Genomic DNA, 16,540 nt, shown 5'->3' with positions numbered 1-16,540 from the left:
AAGGTGGCGATTGTCGGTTCGGAACATTTTGTTAACGCAGGCTCAATCGGTGAGGCAGCTAAGCCGCCGCCCCGCCTTGAAGCGAAAAGTGAGGTCATCCATGGCCAGCTATCCCAGCCAGATCTGGCGCGTGATCGGGGCGGCGAGCTTCGCCGCCGTCCTGTGCGTCGTGCAGGCAGCGGCCAATGCGAGCATGGCGGCCACCACTGAGTCGGTCGGCGCTGATGCTATTGTCCCAGTTGCCGCGGCGACCAATGTCGCAGGGGAAAAGAGTCGATCGGCTTCATCGCTGCCGGCAAGCGGCGCAGAGGGATCAGTCTCCCGGGCGATGGCGTCTTCTGCCTCGCCGGTCGCGAAGCAACACCGGATTGCAACCAGCCGGCCCTATCGCCGCACCGCTGCCAGCAGCGACGACAGAGAATGTTCGGGATCTTGGTGCGGCCGGCACTTCGTCCTGATGTTGGGCGTCGGTTACTGACGATCTCGGTTGCAGCGCGGTGGCTCTTGCACATCGGTGGCGATGGCTCAATGATTGCTACATCTTTGCGACATCGCACGGGGCGGGATCAATCTTCCTCCGCGGCGAAAGTATCGCGGGCGGTTGACAGCCGTGGCCGGCCCGGTTTGATAATGTCAATTGTGTGGAGTAAGGTCGCCGCGGCGCAAGCTTGGGATCGGCGCCCCATAGCGTGGACCGGCGTCGAATGAAAATCCGCATTGCCTTCTTGGTTATCCTAGCCTTGTCCGTCGCACTGGTCGCCCCATCGGTGGCGGCGGAGAATCGGGGCGACCGTGTCGCGCTGGTGATAGGCAACGCAAAATATCCGGACAGCGAAAAGCCGCTGAAAGAACCGATCAACGATGCCCGCGATCTCGCCGACGAACTGAAGCGCGATGGTTTCGACGTCGATCTGGGCGAAAATCTCACCATCGACGGAATGCGCCGGGCATTCGATCGGCTTTACGGCAGTATCAAGCCGGGCTCGGTCGCGCTGGTTTTCTTCAGCGGGTTCGGAATTCAGTCCAATCGTCAAAGCTACATGATTCCGATCGATGCGCAGATCTGGACCGAGCCCGACGTTCGTCGCGACGGCTTCAGCCTCGAGACCGTGCTGAGCGAAATCAACAGCCGGGGTGCGAGCGTCAAGATCGCGCTGGTCGATGCGTCGCGGCGCAATCCGTTTGAGCGCCGCTTCCGCAGTTTCTCTGCGGGGCTGGCGCCGATCATCGCGCCGGGCGGAACGCTGGTGATGTATTCGGCCGCGCTCAGTTCAGTGGTCAGCGACAATGGCAGCGACCATAGTCTGTTCGTGAGCGAGTTGCTCAAGGAGATCCGCGTTCCCAGCCTGACGGCGGAAGAAACGCTCAACCGTACCCGGGTCGGCGTTACGCGGGCGTCGCGCAGCGAGCAGGTACCGTGGATCTCATCGTCGCTGGCGGACGAATTCTCATTCGTCCCCGGGGTTCGGGTGTCATCCGGCAAGGGCACCGTTGTCGAACGGACGCCGCCGAGCGACACAATTGACGATAGGCCACCGCAGAAGACCGCCATAGTCGCCCCCGAAGTTCCCAAGGTGGTCCCGAAGAAAGTCGAAGAGCCAAAGGTCGCCATCAAGGAAGAGCCGAAGGAAACTCCCAAAATCAAGGAAGCCGACATCGTCGCGCCGACAACCGACAGCCGCGCCGAAGAGAGGCTCGAGCTCGCGCTGGCGGACGATCCGACAATCAGATCCTTGAGTGTCAAGATCGCCGACAATCCCGCCGACGGCAACGCGCTGTATCGGCGTGGCCAAGTCTACGCCAGCAAGGGCGCCTTCAGGCTGGCGATCAGGGATTTCAACGAGGCGATTCGGCTCAACCCGAAAGACGTCGAGGCATTCAACAATCGCTGCTTTGCACGGACCGTCGCCAACGACCTGCCGGCTGCGCTGAAGGACTGCAACGAGGCGCTGCGGCTGCGCCCGAACTTTGTCGACGCGCTCGACAGCCGCGGGCTGCTCAACCTCAAGAGCGGCCAGACCAAGAACGCCATCGCCGATTTCGACGCCGCGCTGAAAATCAATCCGCGATTGACCTCTTCGCTGTATGGACGCGGCCTGGCCAAACAACGCAGCGGATTGATCTCCGAAGGCGAAATCGACATCTCCAATGCCAAGAGCATGGATCCGAACATCGCAAAGGAGTTCGCCGGTTACGGCGTCGACTAGTCCGGATCAATTCCACCCGTGTGTGAGGGTCGATTGAACCTTCCATCGCTCTGGCTCGACGATTAGTCACCAGGAGTTTTTGAGGCCGATTCGCAAGTCACTTGCAAATAGCACCTGCCAGCAGAGCGAACAGCACAGAGGGTGGACCATGTTTAAGTTCTCGCAAAATCGAAATCTGGGCGCGCTTCGCTCAATCCTCGTGATCGGCGCAGGGCTGGCGATGAGCGTCGGAACGGCATTCGCCGCGGACGACGTCACCGAGGATCAGATCATCAAGGCGCTGGCGCCGAAGAAGCCGCTGACGCGTGGTCTCTCGGCCGCCACGCCGGCGCCGAATCCGGACGAAGGGCGCTTCGTCAGCACGCTGCGCAATCGGACCACGCGATCGCTGTCCTCCGGCGAACGCGAGCAGATCGCCGCCATCGCCCAGGACAAGCCGAATATCGATCTGGAAATCACCTTCGACTACAACTCCGCCAAGATCAGCGAGCGGGCAGGGCCTGCGGTCGATGCGCTAGGCAAAGCGCTGTCCAATCCCGAACTGAAGGGCTCGACCTTCGTCGTAGCTGGACACACCGACGGTGTCGGCGGCGAGGCCTACAACAAGGACCTGTCCGAGCGCCGGGCCGATTCGATCAAGCGGGCGCTAGTCGAGAAATTCGGGATCGCGGGCAGTGACCTGGTGACTGTCGGCTACGGCAAGAGCAAGCCCAAGGATCCCGCCGCGCCGCTCGACCCGTCGAACCGCCGGGTGCAAGTGGTGAACATGGCGAACAAGACCGCCTCAAAGTGATACCGCAAGAGCTCTTCTCACGATCCTATTAGCAATTCGGCGTTCCGCGTCTCGCGGAACTCTTTTGCTCTTTTGCAACTTCAAGACCCTGTGTAGATTGCCCGAGCGCGCCACCGCACCGGAATAATTGTTTTCAGTGTCCGTTCAATTCGAGTTCGCTGTAAAACTAGACTGGTGAAGCGAACGCCGGATTCGAGACCCTGAGTGAGTATGCTCATGACAGACGCTCATGACCTAGGTGTGGATCGACCCGCAATGCAGGCCAACTTCCGTTTCATCATCCCGGTTCGGACGACCGCCTTGGTGGCGTTCACGGCCGCCGCCATCCTCGCCGCACCATTGGGCACGTCGTGCCTCGCTGCGGAAAAGAACGCAGCCAGCGAGGCTGCCGCCTCCGGCGTGCAGGTCACTGTCGTCAAGGCGACCAACGCCTGTTTCTCCGACATGGTGCGGGTCACCGGCTTCATCGTGCCCCGCAAGGAAGCGCTGGTCAGCGTCGATCGCGAAGGCTCCAAGGTCACCGACATCCTGGTCCGTGAGGGCGACCTCGTCACCGAGAACCAGGAACTAATCCGGCTGACGCCGCCGCCGTCACCGCAGGGCGGCAAGTCGTCGCTGCGGGCGCCGGTCGCCGGACTGGTGACCAAGATCATGACCATTGTCGGCGCGCCGGCGTCGCCTATGGGCGGACCGATGGTGCGGATCGCGGTCGACAACGATATCGAACTCGATGCCGAAGTGCCGGGGATCCACGCGCTGAAGCTCAACCCAGGTGCGACGGCGCGGATCAGCCGGGACGACGGGCCAGATCTGGCCGGGCGGGTCCGGTTGATCGCGCCGGCGATCGAGCGCACCACCCAGCTCGGCCATGTCCGGGTCTCGGTTACCAGAACCCCGGCGCTCAAGGTTGGGATGTTCGCACGTGCCACCATCGACGCGCGGCGCAGCTGCGGCGTCGCGATTCCTCGCTCGGCGATCGACCATCTGACTGTTCAGGTGGTGAGGGGCAACACCGTCGAGACGAGAAGAGTCCGGGTCGGTCTGGTGTCCGATTCCAGCATCGAAATTCTCGAAGGCGTCAAAGAGGGCGAGTTGGTTGTGGCCGACGCCGGCACCTCGCTGCATGACGGCGACCTGATCAAGACCATGTTCGCCGATGAAACCGACCGATCGCGGGTACGCTAATGGCACTCAATGTCTCATCCTGGTCGATTCGCCACCCGCTGCCGTCGGTAGTGTTCTCCATCATCCTGCTGGTGCTGGGATGGATCAGTTTCACCAAGCTCGCGGTGACGCGGCTGCCGAGCGCCGATATCCCGGTGATCTCGGTCGCGGTGGCGCAGTTCGGCGCGGCGCCGGCGGAGCTTGAAGCGCAAGTCACCAAGACCATTGAAGACGGCCTCTCCGGCGTCGAAGGCGTCCGGCACATCGCCTCGTCGATTACCGACGGCTTGTCGGTGACCACGGTCCAGTTCGCACTGGAGACCAATACCGACCGGGCGCTGAACGACGTCAAGGACGCGGTCACCCGCGTCCGGGCCAATTTGCCGCAAAACGTCAACGAGCCGCTGATCCAGCGGGTCGACGTGATCGGGCTGCCGATCGTCACCTACGCGGCGATCTCGCCGGGCAAGACGCCCGAGCAATTGTCGTGGTTCGTCGACGACGTGGTCAAGCGCGCGCTGCAGGGCGTCCGCAACGTCGCCCAGGTCGAGCGCATCGGCGGTGTCGAGCGCGAGATCCTGGTGTCGCTCGATCCGGACCGGCTGCAGGCCGCGGGCCTCACCGCGCTCGACGTCAGCCGCCGGCTGCGCGGCACCAATGTCGATCTCGCCGGCGGCCGCGCCGAGATCGGCAAAAACGATCAGGCAATCCGGACTCTCGCCGGCGCCAAGACCCTGAACGACCTCGCCGGCACCATGATCAGCCTGCCCGCGGGCGGCGAGATCCGGCTCGACGACCTCGGCACCGTCACCGACACCATCGCAGACCGCCGCACCTTCGCGCGCTTCAACGGCGAGCCGGTAGTGGCGCTCGGCATCAAGCGCAGCAAGGGCGCCAGCGACGTGGTGGTCGCCGCCGCGGTGCAGAAGCGGATCGACGCGCTGAAGACCGCCTATCCGGACGTCGACCTGAAGCTGATCGACACCTCGGTCGATTTCACCAAGGGCAATTATGAGGCCGCGATCTCGACCCTGTTCGAAGGCGCGACGCTGGCGGTCATCATCGTCTTCCTGTTCTTGCGCGACTTCCGCGCCACCATCATCGCCGCAATCTCGCTGCCGCTGTCGATCTTCCCGGCGTTCTGGGCGATGGACATTCTCGGCTTCTCGCTCAACCTGGTGAGCTTCCTCGCCATCACGCTGTCCACTGGTATTCTCGTCGACGACGCCATCGTCGAGATTGAGAACATCGTCCGGCACATGCGAATGGGCAAATCGCCCTACGAGGCCGCGATCGAGGCCGCCGACGAGATCGGCCTCGCAGTCATAGCCATCTCGCTCACCATCATCGCGATCTTCGCCCCGGCCAGCTTCATGTCCGGCATCGCCGGGCAGTTCTTCAAGCAGTTCGGCATAACGGTGTCAGTGCAGGTATTCTTCTCGCTGCTGGCGGCGCGATTCGTGACGCCGGTGCTGGCGGCCTATTTCCTGAAGGATCATCCGCACGAGGAGAAGCCAGCGGGCGCGATCCTGCAGACCTACACCAATCTGGTGACCTGGTCGGTGAAGCATCATTACATCACGGTGCTGATCGGGTTTGGCATTTTCGCCGCCTCGATCTGGAGCATCACGCTGCTGCCGCAGGGCTTCCTGCCCGCGCAGGATACCGCGCGTTCGCTGCTGGCAATGGAGCTGCCGCCGGGCACCCAGCTCGCCTTCACCGAAAAAACCACCGAGGACATCGTCGCTCGCCTGCGCAGGCGGCCCGAGGTCAAGAGCGTGTTCGTCGATGGCGGCCGAGTGCCGCCGGGCACCTTCGAGGTGCGGCGCGCGGCACTGATCGTCAACTACTCGCCGAAGCACGACCGCAAGATCACCCAGCGCGAACTCGAACTCGATATCAGCAAGGAACTCGAGACCATTCCGGATATCCGTCACTGGTTCCTCGACGAGAACGGGCTGCGCGCGATCTCGCTGGTGGTAACCGGGATCGACAGCAATATCGTCAGCAACGTCGCCCAAGAACTGGCGACCCAGATGAAGCGGATTCCGATCGTCGCCAACGTGATCTCGGAGACCTCGCTGGACCGGCCCGAACTGCGAATCCAGCCGCGCGCTGATCTCGCGGCACGGCTCGGCGTTTCCACCGAGGGGCTGTCGGAGACCATCCGCGTCGCCACCATCGGCGACGTCGGTCCGGCGCTGGCCAAATTCGACGCCGGCGACCGGCTGGTGCCGATCCGGGTTCAACTCGAAGACAGCGCCCGCGGCAACCTGCAGACGCTCGAGCAGTTGCGGGTGCCGATCCTCGGCGGCCGCGGCGCGGTGCCGCTCTCGGTGGTGGCCGACGTGAAGTTCGATCAGGGCCCGACCAGCATCAATCGCTACGACCGCGAACGCCAAGCCACCGTGGCCGCCGATCTGGTCGGCACCGCCGCGCTCGGCGACGCCACCAAGAAGATCAACGATCTGCCGGTGATGAAGACCCTGCCCAAGGGGGTCAAAGTCAGCCCATCCGGTGATGCCGAAAGCCTGAACGAACTCTCGGACGGCTTCGCCACCGCGATCAGCGCCGGCCTGATGATGGTCTATGCGGTGCTGGTGCTGCTGTTCGGCACCTTCCTGCAGCCGATTACCATCCTGTTCTCGCTGCCGCTGTCAATCGGCGGCGCGATCGCGGCACTGCTGGTGACCGGCAAACAGCTCACCACGCCGGTCTGGATCGGCATCCTGATGCTGATGGGCATCGTCACCAAGAACGCGATCATGCTGGTCGAATTCGCGATCGAATCGATTCGCGACGGCAAGAACCGCGAGGAGGCGATGATCGACGCCGGCCAGAAGCGCGCCCGCCCGATCGTGATGACCACCATCGCCATGGCGGCCGGCATGATGCCGAGCGCGCTGGCATTCGGCGCCGGCGGCGAGTTCCGCTCGCCTATGGCGCTGGCGGTGATCGGCGGGTTGGTGTTCTCGACCGTGCTGTCGCTGATCTTCGTGCCGGCGATGTTCATGATGATGGACGACATCGGGCAATTGTCGTGGAAGTTCGGCAAGAAGCTGCTCAGCACCACCAGCGAGGAACCGGCCGACCACAGCGAGCCGCCGAAGCCGGCGCCGGCCAAGCCGCAACCCGCGGCGACGCCAGCCGAGGCTCCGGCTCCGGCCAAGGGTCTGTCGTTCTGGCGCAGCAAATAGGCTCGCGCGCTATTCGTTGCGCGCCACCGCGGTCAATTTGCCGACATTCTTGAGCAGGATGCGGCCGCGCTGCAGGTCGAGGATGCCGTCCTTGCGCCACGCCTGCAATTGCCGGTTGACGCTCTCGCGCGCGGCGCCGACGAACACGCCGAGCTGCTCCTGCGAAATGTGCACTTCCGATCCGAAGTCGGACGCCAGCGCGCACAGCCTTCGCGCCAACCGCACCGGCAGCGGCTGCAATACCGACTCTTCCATTCGTTCGCTCATCCACCTGATCCGCTGGCACAGCAGCGCGATCAGTTTCAGCGCCACCTTCGGCTCGCGTTCCAAATGGCCCAGAAAATCCTCGCGCCGCAGCACGAACAGTTCGGTCGGCTCGCTGGCGGTGGCGTCCGCGGTGCGGCTCTGGCCATCGAGCACCGCAACCTCGCCAAACAGATCGCCAGGACCCTGAAAGTTCAAGGTCAGACGGCTGCCGTCCTGCGCGCCGGTTTCGATCCGGATCTGGCCGCGCCGGACTCCGAACAGCGCGTCGCCGTGGTCGCCCTTCTGAAACAGCATTTCGCCAGTGGCAAGCTGCTGGGTATGGCAAAGCCCGGAGATCCGCTGCAACTCATCGGGGCCGAGATCCGCGAACATTGGATTCATCTTCAGGATCACCGCAAATTCGGCCTGTTTGGTCATCGCAACGGTTTCCAGCCCTGGCTCGATTTGATCGGGAACGACGGCGCCGCCGCCGTGACAAAGGGGCGACAGGAGAACTGTGTCACAAGTCACATAACTTTGCAGCACGGTTGCGGTATTTTTGACGGCTTTGCGCACCGGCCCATCGCCGTGTGCACGAGTCAAAACGGCGATATGATCGACGCGGACTTGGAATTGGAATTAATATGCCCACGAGAATCCTCGCGCCGCACCATCATTGTTTGGACGCGCCGGTAGCGGCAAAGCGGTGGCGCGTTTCGCTGGTTGAGGTTGTGAGATGAAAACGATGAGGATTGGCGTTGCCGGGATCGCGATCGCCGTCGTTGCGATCGTCCTGCTGCTGATGGTCGGAATCCCATCGAGCTGGATCAACTCCGCGATCCAGACCCGGGTCGAGCGCGACACCGGTTACCGGATCATGGTCGGCGGCACAACCACGGTTTCGCTTTTGCCCGGACTTAATGTGACGCTGCACGACGTCACGGTTCAGGACCCACGCGAGAGCGGCAAGGACAAGAGCATCACGATCGGCAGCATCCGTGCCGCACTGCCGCTTGGCAGCGCAATCTCGGGCAACCCGCAAATCACCGACCTCACCTTCACCCACCCGGTGATCCACGTGCCCTTGCTGCGCGACCGCAGCGGTGCGACGACCACTCCCAAACCGGCATCGCCGGCCGGAGCTGTCGACGCACCCAACTTCACGATCGACCATGTCAGCATCGCCGACGGCGCCGTGGTCTTTGCGAATGCCCGCGACGGCGTCGAGAACCGCATCGACGGCATCGATGCCGAGATCCGCATCGGGCCAGAGCGCCGGGTGAGTGGCTCCGGCAAGGCCCGGCTTGGCGAACGCCATCTCTCCTTCGAAATCAAGGCCGCCGTGCCGCAGCCGCCACTGGCGCGGCAAACCATCCCGGTCGACCTGAAACTCGACGCCCCGGACCTGCTGAAATCTCAGCTCACCGCCAAGGCCGATGTCCGCCTCAATGGTACCATCTTGCAGATCAACGGACTGAGCGGAATTCTTGGCGAGGGACAGTTCAACGGCTGGGCCTCGGCCGACCTTGCCAGCAAACCGCTGCTGAAACTCGACCTCGACTTTCAGCGACTGGACGTCGCGACCGCCCCGACCTCGTCAAAGGCCGGCGAACCGTGGAGCGATGCCCCGATCGACCTCGCTGGATTGAACTATGTCGATGCGCAGATCCGCCTTTCCGCCACCGAGCTGAAGATCGGCGAAGCGAGTTTCGCGCCCGCCTCGATCGACGCCAGGCTGGCTGACGGCGCGATGACCGCGCAGTTCTCGCAGCTCGGCGTCTATGGCGGCCAGGCCGACGGCGAGGTGGGAATCGACGTCTCGACGCGAACGCCTTCCTACACCCTGCGCGGCGATCTCAATGGCGTGCGCGCCTTACCACTGCTGACCGGCCTCGCCGAGTTCGACAAGCTCGACGGCAAGATGCAGGCGAAGATCGTCGTGCGGGCCAGCGGCGCCAACCCGCGCGCGATAATGTCGACGCTGGCCGGAACGGCGTTCGTCAATTTCAGCGACGGCGAAATCCGCGGCCTCAACGTCGCCAAGATGATTCGCACCCTGACCGCCAGCACGCTGTCGGGATGGCAGGAGAGCAAGACCGAGGCCACCGACCTGTCGCAACTCAGCGCGTCGTTCCGGATCCAACAAGGCAAGGCGACGTCCTCCGACCTGGTGCTGATCGGTCCATTGGTGCGGATGACCGGGACCGGAACGATCGATCTTGCGGCCAAGTCGCTGGCGTTCCGGGTCGAACCCAAGCTGGTGATGACGACGCAGGGTCAGGGCGGCAGCAGCGATCCGGTCGGCTTCGGCATCCCGGTGGTGATCGACGGGCCCTGGAGCGAGCCACGGATCTTCCCCGACGCCGCCGGGATTCTGGACAATCCGGACGCCGCTTACGCCAAGCTGCGCGAACTCGGCAAAGGCCTGTTCGGCCCGGCGGGCGGCGGCGCTGGAAGCGGAACGAACCCGCTGGGCGGCGAGCTCGGCGAAACGCTGGGGAAACTGATCCAACAGGGACAGGATAGCCAGGGAGCTGGAGGCAATCGGGGCCGCTCGCCGCAGGTGCCCGCCGGGCAGAAGCCCCAGCCACAATCCGACAGCGAGCAGCACACACCGGGCAATCCGGACAATGATGCGACCATGAAAGCCATCATGAAGCAGCTGTTCAACCGCTGACCGGCTGCCGGCGTCCAAATTTGCGCGGGGTCCCCCCGCGCCAGCCCCCGCCAAATTGTGATAAGGACAAAGCTGGCCGCTGTCGGCCACGCGGATATCGGCGCGAGCCACGCTCCGATATCCGCAACGATTTTAAGCGCGCGGTCGAAAGCTCTCGCGCAAGGGATGTGTATGGTCGGCGTCAACGACAAGATCTGGTTTCGACGCGGCGGCTTGTTCGCGAAATACGTGATCTCGCTGGTCGGTCTGGTCGTGTTTGTGCTTGCCGTGAACGGCGCACTGGAGATCTGGATCAGCTACCGCGAGACCCGAACCTCGCTGCTCAACGCGATGGCGGAGAAAGCCGAGACCACCGCCCGTCGCGTTGAACAATCGATGGACGATCTCGAGCGGCAGATCAGCTGGGTGACCCGCGCCAGCGTGGGCACCATCGAGCAGCGCCGCGCCGACTATACCCAGCTGATGCAGCAAGTCCCCGCGATCAGCCAGCTGTTCCAGATCGACAGCGGCGGCCGCGAGGCGCTGCGGCTGACGCGTTCGACGGTGTCGATCGGCAGCGGCGAGGACTTCTCGCGCGACCCGAAATTCACCCAAGCCCTTGACCGCAGCGTCTCGTTCGGTACGGCCTACTTCCACGATTCCCGGCCGTCGATGTCGATCGCGGTGAAGCATTCCGGACCGGACGCCGCCGTCACCGTCGCCGAGATCGATCTGCGTTTCCTGTCCGGTTTCGTCGGCGAGGCCCAGGTCGGCAAGATCGGCTCGGCCTATCTGGTCGATCCCAAGGGCCTGGTGCTGGCAAGCTCCAGCCGGGGGGACGTTCTGGGCAAAGACGTCTCGACGCTGCCGCAGATCGCGACCCTGCTCAGAACCGGTCACGAAGTCGCGGCGTCGGGACGGGATGGCGACGGCAATGCGGTCTTGGCCGCGGCGGAGCCGATCGCGCGGCTCGGCTGGTTCGTGCTGTTCGAACAGCCGCGCAGCCAGGCGCTGGCGCCGGTGCGCGATCTGTTGCTACGGATCGCGATTCTGATCGCCTTCGGGCTGCTGGTCGCGATCATCGCCGGGATGGTGCTGGCGCGCCGGATGCTGATTCCGATCCGTGCGCTGCGCTCCGGCGCGGGCCGGCTCGAGGCCGGCGATTTCGGACACCGCATCGACGTCCGCACCTCGGACGAACTTGAGCAGCTCGCCGACCAGTTCAACAGTATGGCCGGCCAATTGCAGGAAACATATTCCGGCCTCGAGACCAAGGTCGAGGAGCGCACCCGCGATCTGGCGCGGTCGGTGAACGAGTTGAAAGTACTGGAAGAGGTCGGCCGCGCGGTGTCGTCGTCGCTCGATCTCAACGCGGTGCTGCCCACCGTGGCGGCGCGGGCGCTGGAGATCACCCACGCCGACGCGGTGCTGATCTACGATTACGATTCGGCGAACCGGAGGTTCGGCCTGGTCGAGGCGATCGGCGTCGATACGGCGTCCAACCGCGCCGGCGCCTATGCGACGATCGATGAAGCCGACAGCATTCTCGGCGAAGCCGCGACCCGCGGGCGGCCGATCGCGGTGCCCAACCTAGCCGCTGCCGCCGATCATCCGCTGAAGGACCTCGCGATCGCCGCCGGCTTCCATTCGGTGCTGGTGGTGCCGCTGGTCGATCAGCAGGGCGTGCTCGGCTCGCTGATCGTGCTGCGCAAGGACGTCGGCGAGTTTCCGGCCAATCTGACAGCATTGATGCGCACCTTCGCGCATCAATCGGTGCTGGCGATGCGCAACGCGCGGCTGTTCCACGAGGTCGATCAGAAAGGCCGCGAACTGGCCTCGGCTCACGACACCGTGCAGCGACAGGCCGCCAAACTGCAGGAGCAGACCGACCAGTTGTTGAACTGGAACAGGTCGCTGGAAGAGCGGGTGGAAAAACAGCTAGGCGAGATCGAGCGGATCCGGCGGCTGGAGCGGTTTCTGGCCCCACAGGTGGCGCAGCTGATCGCCTCCTCCGACGGCCACGATGCGCTGCTCGACAGCCACCGCCGCGAAGTCACCGTGGTGTTCTGCGACCTGCGCGGCTTCACCGCCTTCACCGAAAGCTCCGAGCCCGAAGAGGCGATGAACGTGCTGCGCGAATATCACGCCGCACTCGGCGAGCTGATTTTCCGCTACGAGGGCACGCTCGACCGCTATGCCGGCGACGGCGTGATGATCCTGTTCAATGCCCCGATCCCTTTTCCGGACCACACCAAGCGTGCGGTCAAGATGGCAGTAGAGATGCGCGACGCGATCGGCGAGCTGACCGAGAAATGGCGCCACCGCGGCCATAGTCTCGGCTTCGGCATGGGCATCGCGCTGGGTTACGCCACGCTCGGCCAGATCGGCTTCGAACGACGGCTGGAATACGCCGCGATCGGCAGCGTCACCAACCTCGCCTCCCGGCTGTGCGACGAAGCCGAGGCCGGCCAGATCGTGGTCAGCCAGCGCGCTTTCGGCATGGTCGAGCAATGGGCCGAGGCAAGGCCGATCGAACCGCTGACGCTCAAGGGATTCAGCCGCCCGATACCGGCGGTCGAGATCCTGCGCTGGCGCGAAGCAACAGATGGCGACCCAATGGCCGGCACAGCGTTGTCGGCGGTCAATGCCGGCCGCCCGTCGTGACGGCGGGATTGGTCGAATTCACGACGTGCCGCACCGCTCGCACCCCTTGGCTGCGGCGGCGCGTTTCACTAACATTCGCCGCAGGTACGCGCGCGGGAACAGCGGAAGAGGAAGTGACGATGACCAGCCTTGTCGCGACGAACGATTCCCGCAAGCGCCGGCTTCGGCGATGGACCGGCTTGGTGGCGCTGACCGCGGTCTGCGCAATGTCGCAGCCCGGCCTCGCCGCCGACGAGGCGGAGGGTGGCAAGGGCGCCACCGTCACCGTCTTCAAGGCGACCAAGGCTTGCTTCTCCGCGATCGTCGAAGTGTTCGGCATTCTGATTCCCCGCGAGGAGGTCGCAATCCGTCCGGACCGTCCGGGCTCGAAAGTCACCGAGGTGCTGGTCGAGGCCGGCAACACCGTCACGCAATATCAGACGATGGCCCGGCTGGCGACGCCCGATGGCGGCACCGCCACGGTGCAGGCCCCGGTCGCCGGGCTGGTCAGCGACGCCTCGGCAGTGATCGGGACCATCGCGTCGGCCAAGGGCGAAGCGTTGTTCAGCATCATCGCCCGCAACGAATTCGATCTCGTCGGCCAGGTGCCGGTGCGCGATCTGCCGAAACTCGCGGTCGACCAGCCCGCCAAGATCAAGGTCGTCGGCGCCGATCAGGTCGACGGCAAGGTGCGGCAGATTGCGGCGACTATCGAACCCAACACCCAGCTCGGCCAGGTCTTCGTCTCGGTGGATTCGACGAAGCGGCTGCTGAGCAATGCCTCGGGTCGCGCCATGATCAAGACCGGCGAAAGCTGCGGCATTTCGGTGCCGCTGACCTCGGTGCTGTATGGCACCGCCGGCACCGTGGTGCAGGTGGTGCGGCGGCAGATGATCGAGACCAAGCGCGTCGAGGTCGGGCTGATGTCCGGCGGCAATGTCGAGATTCGCGAGGGCCTGCAGGAAGGCGACGTCGTGGTGGCGCGCGCCGGCGCCCTGCTGCGCGAAGGCGACCCGGTGCGGCCGGTCACCGCCGCAGACGCAGGGGCGAAGTAGTTACGCCGGCCCGAGCTTCACGAATTCAAAGAGCCCCGGGGCATCGTTCTCGCGCATCGAGCGCGAACGAGGCTGGCAGTTTGGCCTGCCGACAATCCGGAGCACTGAACCTGTTACACCGCGCAATAGCGCTCTTGAATCGCAGCATCGTTGATGAGGTCGGACGAGTTGCCTTCGTAGACAATTGCCCCCTGATCGAGGATCACGGCGCGATCCGCGAGATTGAGGGCCCATTCGACATTCTGCTCGACCAAGAGCAGCGTGGTGCCTTGCGCGCGTAGCGCCCTGAACAGCCGTCCCATCTCCTCGACCAGCACCGGCATGATGCCTTCGGACGGCTCGTCGAGCAGGATCATCTTCGGCCTGGCGATCATCGCCCTAGCAATCGCCAGCATTTGCTGCTCACCGCCCGACATCGTGACCGCGATCTGGTTCAGCCGCTCCTTCAGCCGCGGGAAGGTGTCGGCGATTTCCTCAATCGCGCGAGCCTCGCTGATCGAGGTGTCGGCTCGTAACAGCCCCAATTGCAGGTTCTCGCGTACGGTGAGGTCCGGCACGATCCGCCGATCCTCGGGCACATAGGCGAGCCCGAGCCGGAACCGGCCATGGGCGGGCAGCGGCAACAGCTCCTCGCCGGCAAATCGCACCGAGCCGGTGGTCTTGCCGATAAGCCCCATCACCGACTTGATGGTGGTGGTCTTGCCGGCGCCATTGCGGCCGATCAGCGCGAGAATCTCGCCGGGCTTGACGTGCAACGACACCCCGTGGATCACGTGGCTCGGACCGTACCAGGCGTTCAGTGCGGTGATTTCAAGCATAACCGTGACTCTGGCCGAGATAGACGCTGCGGACATCCGGATCGGCCTGGATCTCAGCTGGCGTCCCGTCGGCGATCAGCTGGCCGTGATGCAGCACCAATACGCGATCGCTCAGCCCCAGGATCATCTTCATCTTGTGCTCGACCAGCAGAATGGTGCGGCCGGCGGCGAGCCGCTCGATCAGCGCGACCATGGCTTTGGTTTCTTCCGGTCCCATGCCCGCCGTCGGCTCGTCGAGCAGCAGCAGCTTCGGATCGGCCACCAGCGCGATCGCGATTTCGAGCGCGCGCTGCTCGCCATGCGCCAGGGAGGACGCCAGCCGATTGCGGCTGGCGCCGAGGCCGACGTCCGCCAGCGCCTGCTCGGCCTTCGCCGACACGTCGTGAAACGACGCCCGCGGCGTCCAGATGTTGTAGCGCGAGCGAAACGCCTGCGCGCCGATCCGGACGTTTTCATGCGCGGAGAGCTGCGGAAAGACGTTGGTGATCTGATAGGACCGCGCGATGCCGAGATGCACGAAGCGATGCTGCGGCGTTCCTCCGATTTCGCGTCCCATGAAGCGCATTGAGCCGGTCGATGGCCGCAGCGCGCCCGAAAGAATGTTGAAGAACGTACTCTTGCCGGCGCCGTTCGGGCCGATCACCGCGGTGACGCGGTTCTGGCCGAAGCTGGCAGTGATGCCCTTCAGCGCCGTAAACGCGCCGAACGAGCGGCCGAGATTTTCGACCTGCAGCAGATCCTCGCTCATGGCGCGCTCCGCCGGTCGGCGAAGGCCAAGAGCGTGCCCCAGATGCCTTTCGGCATATAGAGCACGAACACCACGAACACCGCGCCGAGAAACAACTGCCAGTGCGGGGTCCACAGCGACAGCGCGTCTTCCATCACCAGGAACGCAAAGGCGCCGATGAACGGCCCAAAGAAGGTGCCGGCGCCGCCGAGCAGCGTCATCATCACCGCCTGTCCCGAGGTGGTGTAGCCCAGCATATCCAGCGGCACGATCGACAGATGCAGCGCGGACAGCGCACCGGCCAGCCCGCAGAACAATCCCGACAGCACGAAGGCGAGCAGCCGCGTCCGCACCACATCGAAGCCGCAGGCCCGCGCCCGAATTTCGTTCTCGCGGATCGCCTCGATAATGCCGCCGAACGGCGAGGCCAAGATGCGGGAAAGAATCCACAGCGCCAGCGCGACGAAGGCCAGAATGACGTAGTATTTGTTGACCGGATCGAGGAAATCGACGCTGAGGGGACCGATGCCGACGCGCGTCACGGTGAAGCCGCGCAGGCCATTTTCGCCGCCGGTCCAGGACGACGCCTGCAACGCAACGTAGTAGACCAGTTGCGCCAGCGCCAACGTCACCATCGCGAAGTAGATGCCGCGGGTGCGGGTCGAGAGCAGCCCCATCGCCAGTGCCAGCACGCCGGACATCACGACGCCGAGCACCAGCCCGGCCAACCAGTTGGCGCCGAATTGTCCGATCGCGATGCCGGTCGCATAGGCGCCGACGCCGAAGAACGCCGCGTGGCCGAACGACAACAAGCCGGTGTAGCCGAACAGCAGGTTGTAGCCGACCGCGTAGAGCCCGTAGATCAGCACGTTGACGGCGAGCGCCTTCGACGGCAGCAGCCAAGGCAGCGCACACAGCACGGCGATCGAGAGCGGCACCCGCCATCTGGCGATCTGGTCAGAGGCCCGCCGCCACGGCCGGACGTGCTGGTGCGTCGTGGTGATGTCGGGAAGCGGCTTGCCGAACGTCATCAT

12 protein-coding genes are annotated in these 16,540 nt (G+C 64.4%); 8 read left to right on the top strand and 4 right to left on the bottom strand.

Features of this window, described 5'->3' with window-relative positions; genetic code table 11:
• The first annotated feature begins 100 nt into the window (after window positions 1-100).
• The 5 genes from HXX15_RS19890 to HXX15_RS19870 all read left to right on the top strand — a co-directional run bounded on the left by HXX15_RS19890 (window position 101) and on the right by HXX15_RS19870 (window position 7,361).
• Window positions 101-478, top strand: coding sequence for a hypothetical protein (locus HXX15_RS19890; RefSeq protein ID WP_296518180.1), 378 nt, complete (start codon window positions 101-103; stop codon window positions 476-478).
• Between the two features lie 226 nt (window positions 479-704).
• Complete coding sequence (locus HXX15_RS19885) at window positions 705-2,207, top strand: caspase family protein (RefSeq protein WP_296518178.1); 1,503 nt, start codon at window positions 705-707, stop codon at window positions 2,205-2,207.
• Between the two features lie 220 nt (window positions 2,208-2,427).
• Window positions 2,428-3,000, top strand: coding sequence for an OmpA family protein (locus HXX15_RS19880; protein WP_296518176.1), 573 nt, complete (start codon window positions 2,428-2,430; stop codon window positions 2,998-3,000).
• A 255-nt stretch (window positions 3,001-3,255) separates the two neighbouring features.
• Complete coding sequence (locus HXX15_RS19875; RefSeq protein WP_296518173.1) at window positions 3,256-4,185, top strand: efflux RND transporter periplasmic adaptor subunit; 930 nt, start codon at window positions 3,256-3,258, stop codon at window positions 4,183-4,185.
• Window positions 4,185-7,361, top strand: coding sequence for an efflux RND transporter permease subunit (locus HXX15_RS19870; RefSeq protein ID WP_296518171.1), 3,177 nt, complete (start codon window positions 4,185-4,187; stop codon window positions 7,359-7,361). The genes HXX15_RS19875 and HXX15_RS19870 overlap by 1 nt, the downstream gene beginning before the upstream one ends.
• Before the next feature lie 9 nt (window positions 7,362-7,370).
• Here the strand turns inward: HXX15_RS19870 and HXX15_RS19865 are convergent, their stop codons facing one another.
• A complete protein-coding gene (locus HXX15_RS19865; RefSeq protein WP_296518169.1) occupies window positions 7,371-8,045 on the bottom strand; it encodes a Crp/Fnr family transcriptional regulator in 675 nt (224 codons plus the stop codon).
• Between the two features lie 307 nt (window positions 8,046-8,352).
• Here HXX15_RS19865 and HXX15_RS19860 point away from each other — a divergent pair, with 307 nt between their 5' ends.
• The 3 genes from HXX15_RS19860 (at window position 8,353) to HXX15_RS19850 (ending at window position 13,961) form a co-directional block, all read left to right on the top strand.
• The gene (locus HXX15_RS19860; protein WP_296518167.1) at window positions 8,353-10,284 is read left to right on the top strand and encodes an AsmA family protein; all 1,932 of its coding nucleotides are present in this window, start codon (window positions 8,353-8,355) and stop codon (window positions 10,282-10,284) included.
• A gap of 171 nt (window positions 10,285-10,455) precedes the next feature.
• Window positions 10,456-12,927, top strand: a complete 2,472-nt coding sequence (locus tag HXX15_RS19855; RefSeq protein ID WP_296518165.1) for an adenylate/guanylate cyclase domain-containing protein — start codon at window positions 10,456-10,458, stop codon at window positions 12,925-12,927.
• A gap of 119 nt (window positions 12,928-13,046) precedes the next feature.
• The gene (locus tag HXX15_RS19850; protein ID WP_296518163.1) at window positions 13,047-13,961 is read left to right on the top strand and encodes an efflux RND transporter periplasmic adaptor subunit; all 915 of its coding nucleotides are present in this window, start codon (window positions 13,047-13,049) and stop codon (window positions 13,959-13,961) included.
• A gap of 113 nt (window positions 13,962-14,074) precedes the next feature.
• On the opposite strand, the gene HXX15_RS19845 is transcribed toward HXX15_RS19850, so the two are convergent.
• Genes HXX15_RS19845 through HXX15_RS19835 form a run of 3 tightly spaced genes read right to left on the bottom strand, consistent with a single transcriptional unit; the run spans window position 14,075 to window position 16,537 of the window.
• On the bottom strand, window positions 14,075-14,779 hold the full coding sequence (locus HXX15_RS19845; RefSeq protein WP_296518162.1) for an ABC transporter ATP-binding protein: 705 nt from the start codon (window positions 14,777-14,779) through the stop codon (window positions 14,075-14,077).
• Window positions 14,772-15,527: an ABC transporter ATP-binding protein gene (locus tag HXX15_RS19840; protein ID WP_296518160.1), complete on the bottom strand. Its 756-nt coding sequence runs from the start codon at window positions 15,525-15,527 to the stop codon at window positions 14,772-14,774. Before HXX15_RS19840 ends, HXX15_RS19845 begins: the two co-directional genes overlap by 8 nt.
• Complete coding sequence (locus tag HXX15_RS19835; RefSeq protein WP_296518157.1) at window positions 15,524-16,537, bottom strand: branched-chain amino acid ABC transporter permease; 1,014 nt, start codon at window positions 16,535-16,537, stop codon at window positions 15,524-15,526. The genes HXX15_RS19840 and HXX15_RS19835 overlap by 4 nt, the downstream gene beginning before the upstream one ends.
• Window positions 16,538-16,540 lie beyond the last annotated feature (3 nt).

The organism is Rhodopseudomonas sp., assembly GCF_013377015.1.
Taxonomy (GTDB): domain Bacteria; phylum Pseudomonadota; class Alphaproteobacteria; order Rhizobiales; family Xanthobacteraceae; genus JARJEH01.
Note: the sequence above shows the minus strand (reverse complement) of the source record. Positions and strands in the feature narration are given on the sequence as shown.